General features: G+C 32.0%; 8 protein-coding genes. All 8 read left to right on the forward strand.

Going from position 1 to position 25,508, the window contains the following annotated elements:
- Positions 1–93: 93 nt before the first annotated feature.
- The 8 genes from RE409_RS03110 (at position 94) to RE409_RS03145 (ending at position 25,482) form a co-directional block, all read left to right on the forward strand.
- Positions 94–381 carry a transposase gene (locus RE409_RS03110; protein ID WP_201222219.1) on the forward strand — a complete coding sequence of 96 codons (288 nt, stop codon included), beginning with the start codon at positions 94–96 and terminating at the stop codon, positions 379–381.
- Positions 382–862: 481 nt separating this feature from the next.
- Positions 863–1,552, forward strand: a complete 690-nt coding sequence (locus RE409_RS03115; protein WP_201182939.1) for a 4'-phosphopantetheinyl transferase family protein — start codon at positions 863–865, stop codon at positions 1,550–1,552.
- Between the two features lie 14 nt (positions 1,553–1,566).
- Positions 1,567–2,226 carry a hypothetical protein gene (locus RE409_RS03120; protein ID WP_309558510.1) on the forward strand — a complete coding sequence of 220 codons (660 nt, stop codon included), beginning with the start codon at positions 1,567–1,569 and terminating at the stop codon, positions 2,224–2,226.
- A gap of 18 nt (positions 2,227–2,244) precedes the next feature.
- The gene (locus RE409_RS03125; RefSeq protein ID WP_309558511.1) at positions 2,245–9,783 is read left to right on the forward strand and encodes a non-ribosomal peptide synthetase; all 7,539 of its coding nucleotides are present in this window, start codon (positions 2,245–2,247) and stop codon (positions 9,781–9,783) included.
- Positions 9,784–9,794: 11 nt separating this feature from the next.
- Positions 9,795–10,061, forward strand: coding sequence for a phosphopantetheine-binding protein (locus tag RE409_RS03130; protein ID WP_190270362.1), 267 nt, complete (start codon positions 9,795–9,797; stop codon positions 10,059–10,061).
- Positions 10,062–10,087: 26 nt separating this feature from the next.
- Complete coding sequence (locus RE409_RS03135) at positions 10,088–14,809, forward strand: non-ribosomal peptide synthetase (RefSeq protein WP_309558513.1); 4,722 nt, start codon at positions 10,088–10,090, stop codon at positions 14,807–14,809.
- A 60-nt stretch (positions 14,810–14,869) separates the two neighbouring features.
- A complete protein-coding gene (locus RE409_RS03140) occupies positions 14,870–22,582 on the forward strand; it encodes a non-ribosomal peptide synthetase (RefSeq protein ID WP_309559227.1) in 7,713 nt (2,570 codons plus the stop codon).
- 29 nt (positions 22,583–22,611) lie between these two features.
- Positions 22,612–25,482: a non-ribosomal peptide synthetase gene (locus tag RE409_RS03145; RefSeq protein ID WP_309558514.1), complete on the forward strand. Its 2,871-nt coding sequence runs from the start codon at positions 22,612–22,614 to the stop codon at positions 25,480–25,482.
- Positions 25,483–25,508 lie beyond the last annotated feature (26 nt).

A 25,508-nucleotide genomic window follows, 5' to 3' on the forward strand; every position in this document is an offset into this window, starting at 1 on the left:
AAATCTTTATATTAGAAAAATATTCTTACTATGTTAAAGGGAGATATAGAAAATTGGCAGCACTAAATAAATTTAAAAAAGGAGTGTCTATTTATGGGGAAGCACCATGATAAAGATTTTAAAATTTACGCTGCTCGATTAGTATTGGAAGAAGGCAGGAAGCCTAGAGAATTGGCTGATGAGCTTGATATTTCTGTACCAACTTTACGAAATTGGGTCAATACCTATAAAGAAAATAACGAACAGGGCTTTGAAGACGCAAATAATGTTTCTTCGGAGCTTAGATTGACAGAAGAAAAGGACAAAATAATCAAAGATCTAAAAGAAGAGAACGAGATTTTAAAAAAGGCAATGTATATTTTTACGAAACAACCAAAATGATTCTTAACCATAAAGGATCGGATATTGAATATATACGACATTACGAAAAACCATATTTTATTTTTTTCACAAAATTAAAGTGGAAAAAAATAAAATATGGTTTTTTGTTGTTTAGTAAGAAAGCAATCAATTTGATTTTTGATGTTTTTTGATCTGTTGACTATCCATAAATTATTAAACGAACTTATGAAAAAGAAATTTTTAATCACAAAATTCGCACAAAAAATGTTATGAAAATACTCTTTTAGAGAAAAAAAGTTCGAAAAATTGGTAAAGTTGCTATTTATTGTAGAAAATTTACAAATTTTTAATAGACTCTGTAAAATTGTTGTGATAAAGTGTTATCGATAATGATAATAGGTAACAATTCATCCATAAAAACCATTTATTGTATAAAAAGTATAACCTTTATGTAAGAAAGTGGATGAAAAGTGAGGACTTTTTCAGTGATTCTAACAGTTGAAGAGGAGGAATATAGTAATTGATTGAATATTTTATGAATAGAAGCAATATTTACAAATCTTTCATCAAGTTTTATGAATCAACTTCAGTTAATTTGGAATATGCTGATGAAATATTCAACGAACAAGAATGGAAATATTTAAATTTGCAAAAGGGAATCAAAAGAATCATAGAAGCAAAGAAAAGTTTATACTGTGGAAAATTAGCAATTATGGAATTTCTAGATATCGGTTTGAGTGAAATAAAGAATATATCCCTGTTGAAAGGTGTCTTTGGACAGCCGGTTATTGTTAATAACCTATTACCGTCAATTAATTTAGGGATTTCCATCACACATACAGATAAAACTTTCGGAATATTAATTTTTGATCAATTACATCCAATGGGAATTGATATTGAAACTAAAACGAAAACTGATTCTGAATTTTTAGAGACATATCTAACGGAATGTGAGAAAAAGCTGATTAAGGAAAGCAATGGTGTTTTAAGTAAAGAAATTTTCTTTAGTGCAAAAGAAAGTTTATCAAAAATACTAAAAACAGGATTAACATCTCCACTTCAAATCTATGAAATTTCGAAGTTTGATATTAAAAATAATAGTATTTCACTTTTTTATGAAAACTTTACTCAATACAAATCAACTGTTGAGCTCGTGAAAGATGAAATAAGAAGCGTTACATTTCCAGTAAATTCTAAAAAAATAAATTAATAGGGGAAATATCAATGGAATTAAAAATGGAATCAAATGCGCAAGGTAAAAGTAATAACAAACTAGCACAATTTCTTTTTAAAAAAGAGGGAAAATTTTACAAATTAATAATATCTCTATTAATGCTTAGTTTAATTGCTGGTATCGAAACAACACTTTTATTATATTCTGCAGATCAAAAAGGGATGAGTGTTTTAAATGGCATGTCCATTTCTGAGATAGGGGCTATGAAGTTTGTCATTAATACAATTGTAATGGGGTCTTTAGGATTATTGGTCACATTTATTATTCAAATATTAATTGTATGTCTATTATTTTTAGTTCTAAAGGTAAGACCTGTAAACATAAAAGGGATATGTCAAGCTGTTATAAATGCAGGGATATTCATTGTAGTTGGATCTGGTGTTAATGCAATCATCGCTCTCTTAGTGAAGAGCAAAGAAACAACATTTACTAGTTTAGCTTTACTAGTGCATGATGAAAATTCTTTACTTCACACATTCATGGCAGAGTTTGAACTGTTTTATATTATTAGTTTAATTGTATTTAGTTATAGCTTAGAAAAATTAGCACTTATTAAAAGGAAAAATGCATTAATCATAACGATTATCATAGCCTTAATTTCTTTAGTTTTTCATATGTTGACGGTCGCATCAGGCACATATTTAAAATAATGGGGGAAAACAGTGAATATGAATTCTTTAGTATATTTGTTTGAAGAAAGTGTAAGAAGACATGAGGATAATATTGCGATAAGAAATAAGGATAAGCACTTTACATATAAAGAAACGAATATCTTAGCAAATAAAATGGCAATGTACTTAAAGAATAAAGGGATAAAAAAAGGAGACAATGTTGGGATTTATATTGAAAAATCCGAGTATGTTTTATTTTTAATAGTAGCATTACTTAAATTGGGTGTAACCTATGTACCAATTGACCCTAAAAGTCCGAATAAAAGAGTAAAACATATTATAAAAAATTCAGAATTAAAGTTATTAATAGGGGACATAGGTAAGATAAACGACAATGATTGTGATTATTTAACAATTGATGAAGTGATAGAGAAATCAAAAGATATGACAGGTGATAATTCAAACACATTAGTTGACCCTAAGGATCCAGCCTATATTATTTTTACCTCTGGCTCTACAGGTGATCCTAAAGGAGTATGTGTGTCACATGAAAATGTTATGAACTTGTTTTTAGGATGCGAGGATTTGTTCGACCTTAATAATAAAGATAAATGGACATTTTTCCATTCGTACGCATTTGATTTTTCTGTATGGGAGATGTGGGGTGCTTGGATTTATGGCGGAGAAGTTGTAGTGGTTTCATTTGAAGAAAGCCGAAATCCAATATCATTTGTTGATTTAATGGTACGTACACAAACGACAATTTTTAATTGTACTCCAAGCGCTTTCTTCGAGGTGAGTGAAGAAATCATAAATCGTCAAAATGAATTGAATTTAAAATACATAATTTTTGGTGGAGAAGCATTAAACTTCAAAAAGTTGACCCATTGGTTTTCACTAGAAAATAGTAAGTTACCAAAACTAATAAATATGTATGGAATAACTGAAACTACCGTTCATGTAACATACAAAGAGATTGAAAAAAGTGATGTTGAAAAAGGGATTACAAATATCGGAAAAGTCTTGCCACACCTTGGGTTTAAAGTAATAAATCAACTTGGAGAAGAAGTAACTTCAGATGAAGAAGGCGAGTTGTATATTTCAGGAAAAGGTGTTTCGTTAGGTTACTATAAAAATATCATAATGAATGAGAAGAAATTTACATATATTGATAACGTTCGTTACTATAAGTCCGGGGATGTAGTGAAAGTTTTAAATGATGATGAACTTCAATATGTTTCCAGGAATGATGAGCAGGTCCAGTTAAGAGGTTTTAGAATTGAATTAGGAGAGATAGAGAGCGCGTACAACAATGTGAAACACATCAAAAATGCTGTTGTTACATCGGATACAGCATTTAACGATGATATGCATTTATTTTTATACTATGTTGCGGATGAAGAATTAGCTGCTGACTATTTGAGGGAAAGTGTAAGAAGCTCGTTGCCAGCTTATATGATCCCAAGTTTTTTTATCAAGATAGAAAAAATTCCTTTAACTGTAAATGGGAAACTAGATAAATTATTATTACCCAAAGTAGATAGTAAAAAAGATTGTGAAACTACCTCTACTACTGAGAGTCTGGTAGTAGATGAAAAAATAAGTGAGAAAGTAAGAGAAATGGTTGTAAGTATTATAGGTAATGAGGCTATAAGAAACAATCAGTCACTACTTGAAAGTGGAATGAACTCATTATCGATAATGAGATTAATTGTCAATATAAAAAATCTATTTAATATCGAGTTTGCTCCATCAGAGATGTTGGAAAACGACACGATTACAAAATTATCCAAAGTTATAGAAACTCGGAAAAATGAAGAGGAAAAGCAAGAGTATATACCTATAAAAATAAATGATACGAGAACATACCCTTTATCATATGAGCAAGAAAACTTGTGGTTTATTCACCAAACAAATGTAGACAAATCCTTATATAACATAGTTTTTTCTTATGAAATATCAGGAGGAGTGAATAAAGGAAATCTGGAAATATCGTTAGATAAGATGAGCAGGAAACATCATATTTTAAAAAGTGTGATTCAAGAACAATCTGGAAAAGGTATCTTAGCTTTTGATGAGTCGACTTATCATTTTATTAACTACTTTGATATTTCGAATATTCCTTTAGACAAAAAGGAAGAAAAAATAAATCAATGGGTGAAAGAAGAAACGGAACGACAATTTGATATAGAAAATGGTCCTCTCTTGTCGGTTACATTAGTGAAGACAAACGAATGTGAATATCAATTGATATGTAATATCCATCATATTATTTTTGATGGTTGGTCGATTCCATTAATGATCAACGACTGGTTTGCTATTTATGAGGAAATCGAGAATGGAAAAAAGAATGATTTAGATAACAGATCTATTCAATATGGAGATTATGCTTTATGGCAAAAAACCTCACCAAATTATATAAGTAGCAAGGACAACGAGTTCTGGAGTAATGAAATAGCTACAATGCGTCAAAAGTCCCTATTACAATATGATTATCAAAAAACAGATGATAGTAAAAATACTTCCGATATTATCAGCTTTTTATTACCAAAAGATATTCAAAAAAATCTTGAAGATCTTCACAAAAGAACAAAATCAACCTTGTTTATGAGTTTACTAACCGCATATCAAACCTTTTTATCTGTATATTTTGATGAAGAAGAAGTTGTTGTAGGAAGCCCATTGGCGAAGAGAAACAATGTCGATACGGAACAATTAATAGGTTATTTCGTTAACACCTTGCCCTTTAAAATTAATGTTTTTCTGGAAGATTCATTTGAAGAGATTTTGAGAAAAAATATAAAAAATATAACAGCTGTTTTTGACCACCAAAATTTACCGACAGAGAAAATTTTGAAACATTTATCATTAGATAGGACCATAGATTCAACGCCTTTGTTCGATACTGTTTTTGTACTACAAAATAACCAAAAAGAAAAGTTAACATATAAAACTTTAAAATTAAAACCTAAAAAAATTAATGCATTTAAAGCAAAATTTGATTTGGTTGTACAAGTAGAAGAATTTGATGATGCATTAGTCATTTCTTTTGAATTTAACAAATCATTATTTAATAAAACTACGATTCAAAGAATGGCTAACAATTTTCAACATTGGCTGCAAGAAATTACAACGCAGGATGACAAGCAGCTAAGGGATTTGTCTTATTTAGAGCCCGCACAGTTTCGAACAATAATTGAAATGAGTACAAGTAAAGTAAATCTGGAAATAATGGATGATCATCACTTTGAAGATGTAATTACTAGGTTTGAGAATAAAGTAAAAACAAATTTCGAAGATATTGCCATTGTTCATGGCGATGACGAAATAACATTTGGCGAGCTAAATGCTCGTGCAAATCAGATTGCACATCACTTATTCCGAAACCATGTTGGTATAGAAGATAAAATTGGTATTTTTATGGATCGATCAATTAATATGGTTACGGCTATTTTAGCCATTATGAAGGTTGGAGCGGGATATGTACCTTTGGACCCATCACAACCAGAGTCGCGACTAAAACACATGATTGAGGATTCTCAAATCATGTATTGTTTGAGTAACGATGAGGGAATTTCAAAATATCCTGGCGAAGAAAGTAAGCTAATATTGGTCGAAGAAATACTAAAGCAACAAAAAAGTGAAGTAGAAGAGTTCCATTCTATACGAATTTCGAAAAATAATTTAGCCTATATCATCTACACTTCAGGAACAACAGGAAAACCTAAAGGGGTCATGATTGAGCATGGTGGATTAGCAAACCTCTGTGACTGGCATATTAATCATTATTCTGTTTATGAAAAAGACGCAGCAACACTTGTTTCAAATACTTCTTTTGATGCTTCTGTTTGGGAGATATTCCCGTATTTAACAAATGGGAATAAACTCGTGATACTAGATTACTATGATTTACTTGATGTAGAAATCCTTTCAGAGAAGTTAGAAAAAGAGAGTGTCTCACTCGCATTTTTTTCAACGGGGCTGCTTGAGCAATTATTTATTAACGAAATGAAATTTCCAAAATCAATAAGAGCTGTTTTGACAGGTGGAGATCGTTTAAAAACGATACCTAATCGCTTGAGCTTTGATTTATATAATAATTATGGGCCAACAGAAGGTACTGTTGTTTCAACATCATATAAGATACTTCCAATTGACGATACAGTGATTCCCATTGGAAAGCCTATCTTAAATGTAGAGGCATTCGTATTTAATTCTGGAATGAAGCTTACTCCTAAAGGGCAAATAGGTGAACTGTATATTGGCGGTAAAGGTATTGCAAGAGGATATATAAATAATACAGAGAAGAACCTTGAAAGTTTTATTCCAAATCCGTTTAATCACTCTAAGAAACTATATAAAACTGGGGATTTAGTTAAGTATACAGAAGATGGGAATTTACTATTTGTAGGTAGAGTGGATGACCAAGTGAAAATACGGGGATATCGAATAGAACTAGGTGAAATCAATGCTGTTCTTAAAAAATGTACAGGTATAAAGGATTGTTTTATCACAGTAAAAGATGAATCTAAATTGAAGAAATTTATTATTGCGTATTATATTTCAGACAATGACTTGGAAGAAGATCATATCCGTGTATATATGAAAAATCATCTTCCTCATTATATGATTCCTGCTTACTTTATTAAAATGAATTCTTTTCCCCTAACAGTTAATGGAAAAGTGGATATAAAGAGCTTGCCAGATCCAAGAACTAATCAGGAAGAGACTAACAAAAAAAGTGTCATTAATGGCACGGAACAAAAATTGTTAAATATATGGAAAGAAGTGCTGAATAATCAGGAAATAACTATCTTTGATAACTTCTTTGAATGTGGAGGAGACTCCATCCTAAGTATTCAAATTTGTTCACTTGCAAAGAAAGAAAATCTTTTTATTACTTCAAAAGACATCTTTGAAAAACAAAGCATTGAAGAACTGGCAAAGGTTGTGGAATTGAAGGGCGATTTAACAATAAACCAGTCTGATGTTTTTGGAAAGGCATCATTTACACCCATTCAAAGTTGGTTTTTCTCTCAACAAATTGATAATTATAATCATTGGAATCAATCTGTAACGTTAAAAGGCTACCCGCTAATGAGTGAGAAAAAGCTTCAAAAGATCATGACACATATCGTTAAACATCACGATGGGCTGAGATCAAGGTTTGATAGTATAGAAGCATTTTCAAAAGTTGAAAAGAATGTGAACCACAACGAAATGTGGAGTACAAAATACGTAGATCTATCAAACATGAATAAGGACTTACAAGAACAAGAAATTTCTAAACTCGAGAACGTTGCACAGCAGGGTATAAATATTTCAAACGGGCCACTGATGAAAATTGTTTGTATAAAAACAGACGAAGATGAGCATACAATCATTTGGATTATTCATCATTTAATTGTTGATGGGGTTTCTTGGAGAATCTTAATCGAAGACTTTGATCGATTATATATTCAAGATATCAACAATCAAGAACTAAAACTGGATAACAAAACAACATCATTTAAAGAATGGGCAAACAAACTAAAAGAATATAAAAAGAGTATTCCTGTAGGTATTAAAGAGTACTGGCTAAACGAAAAAAGTGAAGTGTATGAAAGCCCATTAGTTAAAACAGAGAATGTATACGATGGAAGATCATTTGAAATGAAGCTAAATAAAGAGATCACAAGCAAAATCTATAATCAAATGACAAGAGCTTATAAAGCATCTATTGATGAACTCTATTTATCTCTGTTTGCTAGGATAATCGGGAATTATTTCAATAAAAAAGATATTCATTTTACTTTGGAGGGACATGGTCGCGAAGAATTATTCGACGATGTCGATTTGTCTAGAACAGTAGGATGGTTTACGACGATGTGCCCGGTTTATCTAGAAAATACAGAATCATTGTCAAAAACGATTCAAGTTACAAAGCAAAAGTTAAGAGCTTTGCCTAATAAAGGGATTGAATATGGAATTATAACAGAACTATGTGGTGAAACACATGTGAAACAAAATAAGCCAATTATTAGTTTTAATAATTTAGGTAGGTTTCATCAAAGCAATCAATTAGTTGCGAAGGAAGTTATCTTTTTTAGTGAACAAGATATTCAACATAACTCCTATACTGAACATGAAGTAGATATTGAATTACTTGTAGTAAATGATGAGCAAACTATAAAAATAAATTACAACAGACATTTTGCAAGAGAAGATTTTGAGAATTATATAGAAAAAAACTTGCTGGAATTGCTACGAACATTAGAAGCAGAGACAAAATTGAAAGAATCAACGTATTTGTCGGAAGACTTTCCATTAGTAAAAATGCCTGAAGAGGAACTTAACCAACTCCTAATCAGCGAATCACGAATTGTTGATATTTATGATCTGACTTCTCTACAAAAAGGGATGTTATATCATAGTTTGCTTGATAGTGAGAGCAGCCAGTATAAAGTACAACTCATTTTTGATATCAAAGGTTGTTTGGATGTCCGAAAATTAAAGAATGCCATTAAAACAATAGTAGGGAAACATGATATTTTAAAAACCAAATTATATTCAAGTAGAAAAGGAATATTTTATCAACTATTAATGAGTTCTCTAGATATCGAAGTTCAATATGAAGAAATGAATGATCATCATGTGATGCTGGAAAAGTTGTTAGCAGATCAATACAAGAGCATAGATATCGAGAACAATAGGTTAAATAGCTTCATGATCGTTAAGCTAGCGGAGAATGAGTACCAATTAATATGGACATTCCACCATATTATTATGGACGGTTGGAGCTACTCGATGGTGATTAATGACATTTTTAATACTTATCATTCAAAAACACCTTCTTCATCCGTGAGTACCTCATTTAAAAAGTATGTTGAATATATGAAAGATTATACAAAGCATAAAGAACTACAAGAGTATTGGGCGGAGAAACTGCAAGATGTTCAAATTCCAGGACCTAGTTTAACAGGAGCATTAGTAAGCGAGGAATATATTGAGAATTGCTACTTGAAAGTATTAGATGAGGAATTGAGTACTTCCATTCAACGATTCTGTCAGGAAAATAAGATTACCATTAATACTCTCTTTCTAACTATTTGGCTTGCTACATTAAAGGAAGTAAAAGGAACAGATAATGTGTGTTGCGGAGTAGTGACATCGGGTAGAAATATCCCCGTTGAAAATATTGAGATTATGGTTGGTCCATTTATCAATACTGTCCCGTTTATTAAGAAAATCACCCAAGAGAAGTCTTACAAGGAACTACTAAAAGAAGTTCAAAAAGAGTTTTTAGAATTAAGTGCCTATGAAAATACACCATTATCAGATATTTATGAGTGGGCGAACGCTAAAGATCACTTGTTTGATTCTTTGTATGCTTTCGAAAATTACCCAATGACACTACCTAGTACTAGTGAAATCAAGGTGAGTTTGAAAGAAGGAAGGGAAACAACGCATTATCCAATCGTCATTATCATTACTCCTGGTTCAAGTGTTCAAATTAAGTTTAATGAGACAGTAGTCAATCCGAAGTTAAGGTCATCAGTCATTTCGGTATTTAATCAACTACTCAATGAAATGTTAGAAAAAATAAAAGTTAAGTGAGGCGAAGATATATGGAAACTACCATAGTCGTTAAGGAAAGGTTAATTGAGGAAAAGCTTATTGGATTTTGGAAAGAAATTTTAGATCAAGAAACCCTTAGTACAGATTCTAGCTTCTTTGATTTAGGAGGAAACTCTCTTTTAGCAATGCAGTTTATTCAAATGGTGAAGAATAACATGGGAGTAAAATTACCAATCAAAGTGATGTTCGAACAATCGACTATTAAGGAACTTTCAGTACTCATCAAACAACTAGATGATATTAATAAGTTAAGTTGAATGGAAAAGAATTGAGGTGATTTCCTATGAACAGGAAAATTAGTGGAACAGAAGAGAAGCTAGTAAACATGATTTCAAATGTTATCGATCCTCTTAAAATAACACTGTTAGAAAACATAAATGAATTGTTAATAACAAATGAAAAACATCATGAGTTTTTGTCTTCAATAAAAAGAGAGTTTGGTATTCAGTTAACACCTGAGATTATTTCAAGTCAATCGAATATTGAAAAGTTAGCGAGTTTCATAGATATGCTTCTCAGTATGAGAGAAGACGAGGAAAACAAACCTTTCAAACGAGGAGAAAGTGAAGGAGTACTTTCGCATAATCAAGATCGAATGTATCTGTTTGATAGACTCGAGGAAAAGAAAATGCTTTATAATATGCCATTTAAATTTATTTTAAATGGCGTAGTAGATATCGACGCCTTACAACAGGCACTAGATATTATGATTGAACGCCATGAAACTTTGCGGACGAATTTTAAAGGTGAAGAACATCAAATTCTTCAGTTCGTTATGAAAGATTGTCGTAGTGTAATAGCATATGAAGACTATCGAAAAGTAGACCCCGAAGTGATTAACTTAAGGGTTGCCTCCCATCTTAATGAAGAAATGAAAAGATGTTTTAATCTAGAAAATGATCCGTTATTTAATATGAAGTTATTTCGAATTGATGAAAAAAAATATTATTTAGTATGTAATTTTCACCATATTATTTTTGATGGAGTATCGTTTTTGACATTTTTCGAGGAGTTAATGGGGATTTATGAATTGATTCAAACGGGACGGATTGAGGATATTCCCCCTATTGAAATGCAATATTTAGATTATGCTGCCTGGCATAAGGAGTGGGTCAAAGAGAGCACGCCCAGTCAAAGAAAGTTTTGGGGAAGTTATTTGAATCAAGAGGAAGAAGTATTAGAACTTCCATTTGACTTTCAACGCCCAAAATCACCTTCTTATTCAGGTGACAGATTAGAAATGGATATAACGGATGAACTTCGTTTATTGATAGACACGATTTTAAAGAAGAATGGTATAACTTTATATACTTTTATGATGACCGCCTATCAAGTGTTTTTAAGTCAGTATACCCGGAAGAATCAAATCATTGTCGGGAGTACCGTCGCAAACCGAGGCCAAGAAGAATTTGCTCGTACAGTGGGCTGCTTTGTTAATACATTACCTTTTAAGTTAACAGTAGATGATACAGAATCATTTCACACAATCTTAACCAGAAATCGTAAGTTGATTTTGAATGTATTAGAACATCAAGCTTTTCCATTTGAAAAAATTGTTGAGATCATTAATCCAGACAGAGACTTGAGTTATTCTCCATTGTTCCAAACAGCTTTGGCAATGGAAGAAAGCTTCGATGGAAACTTTAGCAATTCATTTTTCACTCTTGAAAAAGATAAATTCGACATTCCTTTTTCAAATTATGATCTTACTATAAAAGTAAAGGGTTCTCAAAAGCTAGTACTTGAATTCGAGTATTCTGATGAACTTTTTCACCGGGAAACAATCGAAAGACTCATGAAGAGTTTCGAAAAATGGTTATTCCAAATTTGTCAAAATACAAATATTCCTATTTGTCATTTAGATTATTTAGATGACAGTCAAATGAATCAATTATTATCTGAGTGGCAAGGTGAAGTTTCGGATACATATCAAAATGAGACAATCATCTCCATTTTTGAAAGGATCGTAGAGTACCATTCGAACAAATTAGCCGTTACTGATAATGGAGAAAGTATAACCTATCTAGAATTAGATGAAAGATCAAATGTGATTGCAAACTTGGTTAGAAACCATATGAAAAATGGTTCAAATAAGGTAGGTCTGCATGTATACAGATCTATTGATATGGTAATCAGTATGTTGGGGATCATTAAAGCTGGATGTGCATACGTACCGCTTGATCCTATGCTGCCAACTGAAAGATTAGAATATATCATTAATGATTCGAAAATAGATATATGTATTACGAATCAAGAAGAAGAACCTGAGATTAAAAAGATAGCAAATGTGATAAAAATTGAATCCGTAAATTACATAGATACAGAAAGCTTTTCTAAATTGCTTGCACCTTCAGATTTAGCTTACATTATTTATACTTCTGGAACTACAGGAAAACCGAAAGGGGTCATGTTATCTCATAGAGGTGTAGTGAATTTAGTAATAAGTCAAAACAAATACTTACAACTTAATGAGACATCAAAGGTATTACAATTTGCTACCTTTAATTTTGATGCTTCTATATACGAGATATTTGGAAGCTTATTAAATGGTGCAGAGTTGCATATCGGAAATAATAAAGAGGAAATGTTTGATTTATTCGCACTTGAAAATCAAATCATAAGTGAAAAGATAACGCACCTTGTATTACCGCCGGCGGTATTACAAGAGCTAAATATAGAGGATTCTGATGTGACGTTCGTTGGTTCAGCGGGGTCAGAATGCCCAATAGACTTGCTAAATCGATATCAAAAGATAAACTTTTATAATGCGTATGGCCCGACAGAATACTCTGTATGGACTACATTCGAAATGTTTAAGGCATTTGAAAACAATAGGATTCAAAATAATAAAGTATCGATAGGTAAACCAATACTGAATACTAACATTTATTTATTAAGTCCTGAGCAAAAGCTTGTCCCAATAGGTGCTACTGGTGAAATATACATTGGTGGTGAAGGGTTAGCAGTTGGATATGTTAATAATGATGATTTAACAATAGAGAAGTTTATTGAACACCCTTTTAAAGTTGGAAAGCGTTTATATCGTAGCGGTGACCTTGCAAAATTCACGAGCAATGGTGAGTTAATTTTTCTAGGGCGCAAGGATAATCAAGTGAAAATAAGAGGATTTCGAGTTGAAGTTGATGAGATTTCGATCACTCTCAACACGTATCCGCAAGTAATTGATTCATTCATTAAAATTCAAGATCACCCAAACTTAAATAAACAAATAATTGCCTATTTCACATCAAAACAACAAGTCGATTCCAATCAGTTAAAAGCATTTTTAAAAGAGAGATTACCAAATTACATGATCCCGTCATTCTTTATACAAGTGGACAAATTTCCGTTAAACGCAAATGGGAAAATTGATTCAGCTATTCTTCCGGTTCCGGACACTAGAAGTAGTACCGATTTAGAAGTACCTAAGACGAATAATGAGAAAGTTCTTCTTCAAATTTTCAAAAGTGTCTTAGGAATAGATGTCTTAAGTATCCGAGATAACTTTTTTGAACTTGGTGGGGATTCTATTCAGAGTATTCAAATATGCTCTCTAGCAAGACAAGAAGGCATTATCATTAGTCCGAAATCAATTTTTGAAAATCAAACGGTAGCTGAGTTAGCTGCGATTGCGAGAACTGAAAATAAAGTCATGGTTCAACCTATTGATACCAGAGGGAATGTGGAACTGACCCCAATCCAAGAATGGTTCTTTGCAGAACACACGACTTCTATCAGTCATTGGAATCAGTCTATTGTGTTTAGTAAAAATATTTGTGCTCAATTAGAGGACATTGAAAAAATTCTATCTCAGATAGTAGAACATCATGATGGATTGTTAACCCTATTTGAAAACCATAACAATAAATATTTAGGGAATATAGACTCTGATCATAAAACATGGGAGTTAGTCTATAAGGATATTCATCATTTAGATGAGGAAACACGAATAAGAACAAGAGATGAATGGGAAATGACGATACAAGGTTCATTGGACATAAGAAATGGGCCGATAATGAAAATGCTAGTTTTGAAAGAACAATCGAACAAGTATCGCTTCCTTTGGGTAATCCATCATTTATTAGTTGATGCTGTTTCTTGGAGAATTTTACTTGAAGACTTTAATTATCTCCATGATCAAGTATTAAACAATCAAACAGGAAAGCTGGCAACTAAAACTTCATCATTTAAAGATTGGTCAAACTTCTTAAAGAAATACAATGAAACGTTAATGGATTCTAAAACAATCCGTTATTGGGTGCAAAAAATAAAAAATAAAATAGCTGATTTTAAGATAATAGAAGACTTTATAGCAAAAGAAGAAAGAACAATAGAGAAGTCATTTAGTGAAGAAGAAACTGAGTTTTTGATCCATGAATTAACAAGTCAATCTAAAGCAACTGTAGAAGAAGTTTTGTTGTCATTAATCGCAAAGAGTGTGAACAAATCTTTTGAAGTAGAGAATTTTTGGATAGAAGTGGAAGGCCATGGCAGGGAAATAGTAGACGAAACAATAGATGTTACACGAACAGTTGGCTGGTTTACTGCGATGTATCCAATATTATTACATTCAGATGCGACATTTAATAATACGTTAAAAAACACAAAGAATGCAATAAGGGAAATTCCAAATAAAGGTTTTGATTATGGTGTGATCAAGTATTTAAGACCCGGAGTCATCCAGGAGCCAGATATCCATGTTACTTTTAATTATTTAGGAAAATTGGACTCTCAATTTGAATCATCTAATAGCAAGGATTTTGGTGAATTTGAAAATAAACCGAAACTACATTTCCTGGCCTTGATTCAAGACGGAAAACTAACCATAAAGATAATATCAAAATTAGCTAAGAATAAGATAGATCTATTAATAGAAGCTATTGATAAAGTGGTAATGGAAATCGTGGGCACTGAATCTAAACAAAGTTCGTTAATAGAAAGTGATTTTCCAGATGCCATGATTACTGAGGAAGACTTGTTTCATATATTAAATTCTAATAAATGAGATGATTACTAGTTTCCTAGAAGGAAAGAAGTAAGTAGATATGGATGGAACACAATGATAATGGGATCGGGAGGCGCAAAATTGGAGAAATCAATACAAAATATCTACTCATTAACTCCTCTTCAAGAAGGAATTCTCTATGAACTTGAAATGAATAAACAAACAGAAAATCTGTACATTTCTCAAATGCAAATCAGAATAACAGGCACTCTAGATGTAAACGCATTATTCCAGGCATGGAATCAGGTTGTAGATCGTCATGAAGCATTAAGAATGAAGGTCATCTCTAAAAATATAGAAAACAATGTTCAGGTTGTATTCAATTCAATCGATTATCAACCAGAAATATTCGACATGACATTGCTAAATGAACAGGAACAATTAAAGGAAATACAGAGGATATCCAATGAATCCCGTGATATGGACGTAAATAACTCGAATTTGATGAAATTCCAGTTGATAAAAATCGAAGAAAATCAATTTATAATGATTTGGACTCATCACCATATTATTTTAGATGGCTGGAGCACAAGTATTGTCCTCAATGAACTCTTTGAAATTTACAGCCAAATAGTAGGAAAAGACACAAAAGGGCTTATTGAAAAACCAAAACAATATGGCGACTTTATTCGGTTTATGAATAGAACCAATACGGAAGAGTTAAACCGTTTTTGGAAAGTGCTAGCAAAGGATATTGAACAACCAACGATCACATTTCCTGTTATAAAACAAGCGAAGGAAAACCAGAAGGGAGATAGTCTCTTTTGGGAGTTAGATAAAGAACAAAGTAAACTATTAAGAGACTTTTCAGCTAAAAACCATGTAACGATTAATGTATTATTGCAATTAATTTGGTCGATGGTGCTAAAGGAAATGTCTCATCAGAATCGAATAGTTTTTGGGATTGTGAGCTCTGGTAGGTCGAATAATTTATTCAAATCAGAAGAAATTGTTGGACTGCTCATTAATACGATTCCTATGATAGCAAAAATAGAAGATACAGATAGCATTGCTGATTTATTGAAACAATTTCAAGAAACATTAAACAACATGTTAGATTTCTCCCAAATTTCTTTAGTAGATATCAAAAATCATACGAAATTAAAGAAGGAAGATCCTTTATTTGAGACTTTATTTGTTTATGAAAATTATCCAGAAGCTAAAGATGAAGGATCGAGTATTAATTGGGAAGTACAAGGTGGAACAGAATCACACAGCTTTCCTTTATCATTACAAGCCCAGGATAATAAAGAAACAATAAAATGTAAATTGTATTTTAATCGAAGCTTTTTAGAAATTTCACTTGTACATGATATTCAAGAAGCCTTTATGCAAATTGCTAATCAAATTACAAAGGCTCAAAACATCAATGAAATTTCTGTGGAAGTTGATTTTCCAAAAACAAAAAATAATGTCAGTAATGACTTTAAAGCTATACGAAACCGTTCTGTCTCTACCTCAACTGTTAATGAAGATCTTAAAGAAATCTGGCAAGAGTTTTTCTTGAACAGAGAGATTAATGAGGATTCTGATTTCTTCCAGCTAGGTGGGCATTCGATAACAGCTATGAAATTGGTGTCAAAAATAAATAAAAAACTTGATACCAATATAAAATTAAAGGATTTGTTTGAAAATCCTACCTTGAAATTGCTAAGTCATAAGATGTTTCCAGAAATAATGATATCCACTAAAGATGAAACTCAATTTGAAGAAATAGTTATATCATTTGTAGAAAAGACTTTTTTGGAAGTTTTATCAACAAGTCAAATCGATAAAAACGCCGATTTTTTTGAAATAGGCGGCCATTCGATATTAGCCATGAAGTTATTAACAAAATTAAACAAAGAATTTAATCAAATTCTAACTTTAAAAAATATTTTTCAAAATTCAACGGTCCAATCGTTGTCTGACTTCATCATTAATAAAATTTCAGATACTGCAAGTGAACACAAAGAAACGCAACCACAAAATTATGTTCTATCTAGTAACCAAGAAGCTTTGTGGTTTAACGAAAAACTAAATGGTAAAACGACTAATTATAATATACCTCAGAAATATAAAATTACTGGGAAAGTGGACATTACACTTCTAGAAAAAGCCGTTAATCATGTCATTAATAGACATGAAATTTTAAGAACTATCGTTCGTGAAAAAGATGGTATAGGCTATCAAGAAATAAGAGAAGATTTGTACGTTAAAATAGGTGAAATAGACCTCACTGAGTTAAAAGCAGAACAGCAAACAACTCATGTTTTGCAAATAGAAGACGACATACAATCGGAAATTTTTGGAATAGAAAAAGGTCCTCTCTTGACGATAAAACTTGTTAAATTGAGTGAAAAAGAGTTTGTACTATTTGTTAATCTTCATCATTTTGTTTTTGATGGATGGTCAGTGAGTATATTTTTAGATGAATGGTTATCGTTTTATGACAGTGAAGTGAATAAAAAAGAACTTATCCTTGGAAACGATTTTATACAATATAAGGATTTTGCCGTAGAACAAAAAAGCTGGTTGGAACGTAATTTTAAAGAAGAAATGCTATTTTGGAAAAGAAATTTATCAGGCGATTTACCTAAATTAGAGCTTCCTTTAGATACGATTCGAAAAAAAGAAAATCGCAATAATGGCAGTAGTTTCATAGTGGAGCTAACAAGGGAAGAGCTCCAAAGCCTAAAGCGGATGTCACTTGAAAAAAATTCAACACTATATATGACTCTACTAACTATGTATCAGTCTTTTCTAGCAAAATATACAGGACAAAATGATGTAATTGTTGGAAGTTCTTTAGCGAATAGAATGATTTCTGGAACAGAGAAATCAATAGGCTATTTTGTCAATACACTACCCTTTAGATTAAAGATAGAATCTGAGGAAACATTTGAAGAGATTCTACATAGAAATACGGATCATATCGTTGACATCTATGATCATCAACAAATGACATTAGAAAAAATTGTTGAAGTTATTAATCCTGAAAGAAATTTGGCGAACACCTCATTATTTCAAACGGTCTTTATTTTACAAAACAATGCTAAAGCAGCATTTCAAAGTGAATACATAAACATAACGCCTGAAGTTATAAAATCAAAGGTAGCAAAATTTGATTTAAGTTTAGCTGTGGAAGAATTTGAAGATAAACTATTATTCGCTTTTGAGTATAATTCAGAGATTTTCAATGAACAAACCATTCGATTATTAGGTGAAAATTTTTTAGAGTGGATCAAAACAATTACAAATCAGCCTGAACAATCAATTGATCTAGTATCTGTTGTGAGTAAGAAACAAGAGAAGATATTGTTAGAGGATTGGCAAGGAGAAACTATTTGTTTTGAGGGGATCAATGATTCCATTCCAGAAGCTTTCTATAAAATTGTTGAACAATTTCCTGATAAAATGGCCATTGTTGATGGTTCGAGAACCATTACATATCGGGAATTAAATCAAAAGAGTAATCGACTTTCACACTATTTACTAAGCAAAGGAATTTCTAAAGAAGAGAAGATTGGAATATATGTGAATCGATCGATTGATATGGTAGTCGGGATGTTGGCAGTAATTAAAGCTGGAGCTGCTTATGTTCCATTGGATCCTCATTATCCAAACGATAGATTAAGCTACATGGTTCATGATTCGTCCATTTCATATTGTTTGACTCACAAAGAACTTGAAGAGAACGGATTAATCGATCAATCTAAAACAATATACTTTGAAGATATTGAGAAAGAATCGAATACGTTAATAGAAGAAAATCTTCACATTGCTGATCATAAAGATCTAGCATATGTCATTTATACTTCCGGAACAACAGGTAGACCAAAGGGAGTAATGATAGAACATAGAGGAATTATTAACTTAGTTTTTAATCAAAATAAAATGATGTGTTTAGATACTTCAGCTAAAGTGTTGCAATTCGCTACGTTTAATTTTGATGCATCCGTTATTGAGATTTTTAGTTCACTTTTATTTGGTGCTGAACTACATATAAGTGTAGATAAAGAAAACCAATTTGACATGAATAAACTTGTTGAACAAATAAAGGACGAAGAGATTTCGCATATTATTTTACCACCTGCTGCGTTGAAGGAACTCCCAATCACTGAATTGAGTAGTATTAAAGTGTTAGGGTCTGCAGGTTCTGAATGTCCAGTTGAACTCGTTTCAAAGTTTAAACATATATCGTTTTTTAATGGTTATGGGCCTACAGAATATTCGGTGTGTACAAGTTATAAAATATTTCCTCCGAATGAAGATGTAACAAATGAATTCGTTGTTTCAATTGGAAAGCCTCTGACTAACACTGTTGTACTTGTATTAGATAAACATAAAAAAATAGTACCGGTAGGATCTGTGGGTGAACTTTACGTGGGGGGACTTGGGTTAGCACGAGGATATTTGAACAATGAGAGTCTGACCAATGAAAAGTTTGTACCCAATCCATTCAACCCTACAGAAAAATTATATAGAACTGGGGATTTAGTTAAGTTTAATAAAGCTGGAGAATTAGTTTATATAGGTAGAGCAGACGATCAAGTGAAAATAAGAGGATATCGTGTTGAACTATCAGAGGTTAATGTTTCATTACGAAAAATAGAAGAAATAAAAGATAGTTTTGTAACGGTAATGGAAGATAGATTTGAGAATAAAAGGCTAATTGCTTACTATACGGTGAATAATGAAGTTTCGGTAGAAATAATCAGAAAAAAATTAAGAGAGACTCTGCCTACTTTCATGATTCCCTCTCATTTTATGAAACTAGATACGTTTCCTTTGACGCCGAATGGAAAAGTAGATCAAAAAGCACTTCCTAAATGGACGGAACAAATGGATGAACGTAAGGAAAACATGCTAGATGTGAAAGGATTGTCTAAAACTGAAACAGAGCTTTTGACAATTTGGAGAAATGTTTTAAACGATCCATTAATAGGTCCAGATGATAACTTTTTTGAATGTGGTGGTGATTCAATCATCAGTATTCAAATATGTTCTGCTGCAAATGAGAAACATTTATTTATAACACCTAAAGATTTATTTGAATATCAAACGGTACGAGAGTTAGCGAGTATTGTAAATGAGCAGGAGCAAAGCCAAGTGGTTCAAGAAACAATATCAGGTTATGTCCCGTTAACGCCTATTCAATCTTGGTTTTTTAATGAAAATCATGAGAATATTCATCATTGGAATCAGTCTGTCGTTTTAATGAAGGATAATACAATGTCAACTGAACAATATAAAAAAATCATTATGAAATTAATTGATCATCACGATGTTTTAAGGACATTATTTGAAAAACAAGGTGATTCATATATAGGCAATATTCGGAATGTAGATACAGCATGTGGTTTTTATGAGTATCATGTTTCAAGTTTTAAAGATGAAAATAGTTTGAAGGAAATTAAAGAACTAGAAGAAAGTGCCCAACAAAGTTTAAACATTCACAATGGACCTATGATGAAGTTTCTTCTTTTTAAGGATCAAAGAGAAGTAAGAATTTTTTGGGTAATCCATCACCTCTTAGTTGATGGTGTTTCGTGGAGGATACTTCTTGAAAATTTCGAAAGATGTTGTCAACAGATAAAGAATGAACAAGAACTATCACTGCCTTTAAAAACGACTTCTTATAAACAATGGTCCGAGAAACTTAACGAATATCAGAATACTGAACGATCAGAAGAAGCCGTCCAATATTGGGAGAAGGAAATGAATAAGACCGTTTCTCCGCAGACGAAAAGTTTAGGAGAAACGTGTGATTTTGAAGGCATGTATAAAATAGAAGTGGATGAGGCCAAAACACAAAACCTCATTAAAAATACATTAAGAAAATATAAAACGTCGATTGATGAAGTTTTATTATCTGTTATCGCTCATGTGTTTTCCAATCGAATAGGAATCCATGAATTTTGGCTCGATTTAGAAGGCCATGGAAGAGAGGATATTGAGGATGGTATTGATCTATCAAGGACGGTAGGATGGTTCACCTCTATCTATCCAGTAAGGATTGAAGGAAAATCGTCTTTGGGGTCAACGTTGAGAAATACAAAAAACACATTAAGAAGTGTGCCAAACAAAGGGTTTGACTTTGGTATCCTAAAGTATATTTCTAATAAGAATTATAGCTATCCAGATAGCCTTGTGAGTTATAACTATCTAGGTCAGTTTAACAACACAGGTGATATGGAACAAACCAATAGTAGCAATATTGATTTAAACTACAAGTTTCCATATAAACTGAATTTTGTCGCAAGCATCGTAAACAATAGACTCATTCTGAATATTATTGGGGATAGAAAAAATGAGAATTTCCAAATAATATGTAAAGAAGTTGAATCGCAAATAAACAAAGTTTTAAGCGGAAGTGTAGATTTAAATGATTCCATTGTTGAAACGGATTTCGAATCCGAGAAAATAATTGATGGAAGTACGATCACCCATTTTATTAATAAGTTTAATAATATTGAAGAGATTTACCCAGTGACATCACTTCAAGAAGGGATGTTATTCCATAGTGAAGTGAATCAAAGTTCTGAATATATTTCACAGCTATCTATTGATTTAAAAGGGAATCTTGACCTGGATAAATTAGAAGAAGCTTGGAATGATACCTGTAGAAAATATGACGTTCTAAGGTCAGTTTTTAGGCGAAATCAAATGGGAGACCGCTATCAAATTATACTCAATGACATTTATTATGTGTTTAATCATGTGAATCTAACGATGTTTAATGGCGACGAGTTAGAAGAGAAAATAGATAATCTGTTAGTGCAATGCAGGGGTAGACAAATTGAGTTAGAGAATGGTCCACTCATGAATATAACATTAATTCAACTATCGAGTCATCGCTATAAATTCATTTGGACACATCATCATGCCCTAATAGATGGCTGGAGTCTGCAAATTGTTATTAATCATTTCATGGATAATTATCTAAATGCATCCAGTATGTCAAAAGACGGTGAAGAGCATAAGCTTGCTTATAAACAAGTCATGAATCATGTTCAGAATGTTAATAAAAAAGATGAAGCAGCTTTCTGGAATAAAGAGTTGGAGGATTTCGGACAAGTAAAAGCACTAGCAAGTATGAAAAAAAATAAACAATCTTTTTCATCCGATAAGGTTATTGAATATAGCTTATCTGAGGATCTTACTGAAAAATTAATAGATATATCCAAGCGACACAGGAAAACAATTAATACAGTGGTTCAAGGAGTTTGGGGCATCGTCCTATCCTACCTTAGCGAAAGCAAGTCAGTATGCTATGGTGTGACAAGCTCAGGAAGGAACCTTAGCATTCCACATATCGAATCAGCTGTAGGTTTATTAATCAACACACTTCCATTTTCTTTGAAAATCGATTGGGAAGATGATTTACAATCTTATTTCACCGCTATTCAAAATAAGCAATTACAAATGAGAGAGTATGAGTTTAGTTCACTAACGGATATTAAGCGATATGCTGAAATTCCATGGGATAAAGATTTATTTCAACATATATTTGTGTTCGAAAATTACCCGAGCACAGAACTAGCAGAGGATTCGCGAATAATGATTGAAAATTCTGTTGGAAATGAATCGACTAATTTCGATCTTACGTTTTCTGCCGCTTTAGTGCAGTCAAAGCTCCATTATAAAATTATTTATAAAGACAGTATGTATGATGAAAATGAGATCTTACGTTTTATGGATTCGATGCAAAGGATATTCTTAAATCTAACAGAAGATGAAACGTTATCTATTGGTAAATTAATAAATAACTTGAAAGTTGGGGCACTATGATAAGTAAATTGATGGCGACGAATAAATTGATGTCAATAACTGAAGCTTTTAGAAAAATAGTAGAGGATAATCAATCAAAAGTTGCACTTTGTGAAAATGAACGGCAAATTACCTATAAAGAATTAGATATTCTCTCAGATAATCTTGCCAAAAAAATCGTTGATTTAGGAATTCAACAGGAAACAATGATAGGGATTCCAAGTCAAAGATCCATTGAACTGGTCATAGGGATGCTTGCAATTTTAAAGTCAGGTTGTTGCTATGTTCCAATAGACGAAAAGTATCCATTAATAAGATTAGAATATATGCTTGCAGATACGAATATGAAGTTCTTCTTATCTAATGGCCCTCAAGGGAAGTTTAGTGAATTAGGTATTCAACCAATTCTATTTGAGCTTAATGAGCTAAGCAAGGAAGGACACACTTCTGTCAACCGTTCATCAGAAAATGGTCTAGCGTATGTAATTTATACTTCTGGAACAACTGGAAAGCCAAAAGGCGTAATGATAGAACAAAGTAGTGTAGTTAATTTAGTATTGAACTCTAAAATGCTTGAAATAAACGAAAATAATAGAGTGGCTCAATTTTCTAACCCCTGCTTTGATGCCGCAACTTTTGAGATATGGGGAGCGTTACTAAATGGAGCTACATTATTCTTGATGTCAAATGAATTTACTTCTTTTGATGATTGGAAAGAAACAATATCAGTTGGAAAGGTAGATGTAGCGTTTTTTACAACTGGTCTTTTCAATGCAATGGTAGATGAGGATCCATTTATTTTTGAAGGATTAAAGAAAATCGTGGTTGGTGGAGATAAAATCTCCATTTCTCATGTAAATAGATTGAAACAAACGATCGGTCATGTTTCTTTAATTAATGGGTATGGGCCAACCGAATGCACAACCTTTGCTATTTGTCATGAAGTTGAAGACAAAGATGTAGATGTTATTCCTATTGGAAAGCCGTTGAGTAATGTTGAAATAAAAATTCTATCTGAAGAACAAGTTGAGGTTGGCGATGGAGAAATAGGAGAGATCTACATTGGCGGTCAAGGAGTTATGAGAGGTTATTTAAATCAACCAGAATTAACAGAACAAGCTTTGATTATAGATGATTTAAATCAGACGAAGTGGTATAAAACAGGTGATCATGGCATCCGTTTAAATAATGGTGAGATTCTGTATAAAGGACGAAAAGATAGCCAAGTAAAAATACGCGGTTTTAGAATTGAGTTAAATGAAATTCAAGAAAAACTTGATAAATATCCAAAGGTTGAAAGTTCAGTAGTAGCTGTTAAAAACATCAATAATGAGAATTACGTTACCGCTTATTACACACATAAGGATGAGAACACGGAAAACGTCGAGAATGATATAAAAGATTATTTGAGTAATGAAGTGCCGAATTATATGATTCCACACTTCTTTGTTAGAGTTGATAATTTTCCTCTTAATGCCAACGGTAAAGTGGATAAAGAGAAATTGTTAGAAATGGATATAATGCAAAATAAAACTTCCGTAGCTATTCAAGAAGATGGAAAGAAAAAAGAAGTATTAGAGATTTGGAAAAAGGTATTAGGAAATCAAAGTTTAGGATTAGACGATAACTTCTTTGAAAATGGAGGGCATTCCATTTTAGCTACCAAACTGATCTATGTAATGAAAGAAACTGTATTACCAGAAGCCACTTTACAAATATTATTAGCAAATAATACAGTAAATAAATTTGTTGATGCACTTGAAATGGATTCATCTGGCAGTATAGAAGTCGTGATGGAAAACGATTCTACGCTCGATCACTCTTTGAAGGAGAAAATAAGAGAAATATGTGCTCAACCAGTTCAATTTGAAAAAAACATGTTGATTACAGGAGGAACAGGGTTTTTAGGAGCACATCTATTAAACAAATTGTTAGTGGAAATAGATCATGTCAAAATCTATTGTTTGGTTAGATTTCCTTCGAAAAATAGATTAAAAGATACATTAATAAAATATGGTCTTTGGCAGGATGAGTTCGAAAGCAGAATAGTGGTAATTGAAGGGGATTTTAGTAAACATCAATTTGGTTTAGATGATATGACATATGAGAAATTAAGCAATGATGTTTCTCAGGTGTATCATGTAGGTGCAGAAACGAACTTCTTCGAACCGTATAGTAAATCAAAAATTTCGAATGTAGATGGTGTAGTAGAGATTGTTAAGTTTGCTTCTTCCAACACTCGGAAAAATATTTATTACGCATCAACGCTTTCTGTATTAACTGGAGAAAGAAAATGGGACGAAGAAGACGAATTAGTTTATTCATCCGATTTAATGATCGGGTATAGCCAGTCAAAATGGGTTGCAGAGAAACTACTTCTCCAAGCAAGAGATTATGGACTAACAGTCGATATTTTCCGATTAGGTAGGATTTCATCTAATTCATCAAATGGGGTCTGGAACGAGAAGGATATGTTGTACAAAGTTTTTGAATCATTTATTGATCAAAAGATATTACCATTTAAAGAAGAAATTCATTTTGAATTAATGCCAGTCGATTTTGTAAGTGAGTTTATTTACAAAATATCAAGATTAGATGAGAACAATAAACTCGGAATCTACCATATGTTCAATGATCAGAAAGTTTCAAGTGAATTCGTAACCTCTTTCTTTGAAAAGAATGATATATCTTACTCGAATATGGACTTAGATGAATGGCTGCAATCTTTAAAAGAAAAGACACAATCTAATGAGATTCATTCATTAAGTGCTTTGTCCCAATTAATTGACGAATCAACAAAATTAAAAGAATCAGAAATTCTACAATCCAAAACCAAAAAGGAATTAGATCTGCTGTCAATGAGAATGCCAGAAATTGATTCGAGATATGTTGATAACTTTATGAAGTTTATGTTGAATTAATTCTTATTTAGGTGGAGGAGTAAGGG

The organism is Peribacillus sp. R9-11 (genome assembly GCF_031345095.1).
Classification (GTDB): Bacteria; Bacillota; Bacilli; order Bacillales; family DSM-1321; genus Peribacillus; species Peribacillus butanolivorans.

Coding starts and splice junctions, on each gene's coding strand:
- RE409_RS03130 (WP_190270362.1), top strand. CDS start 9,795: ATGGAAACTACCATAGTCGTTAAGGAAAGGTTAATTGAGGAAAAGCTT.
- RE409_RS03110 (WP_201222219.1), top strand. CDS start 94: ATGGGGAAGCACCATGATAAAGATTTTAAAATTTACGCTGCTCGATTA.
- RE409_RS03120 (WP_309558510.1), top strand. CDS start 1,567: ATGGAATTAAAAATGGAATCAAATGCGCAAGGTAAAAGTAATAACAAA.
- RE409_RS03135 (WP_309558513.1), top strand. CDS start 10,088: ATGAACAGGAAAATTAGTGGAACAGAAGAGAAGCTAGTAAACATGATT.
- RE409_RS03145 (WP_309558514.1), top strand. CDS start 22,612: ATGTCAATAACTGAAGCTTTTAGAAAAATAGTAGAGGATAATCAATCA.
- RE409_RS03125 (WP_309558511.1), top strand. CDS start 2,245: ATGAATTCTTTAGTATATTTGTTTGAAGAAAGTGTAAGAAGACATGAG.
- RE409_RS03140 (WP_309559227.1), top strand. CDS start 14,870: ATGGGATCGGGAGGCGCAAAATTGGAGAAATCAATACAAAATATCTAC.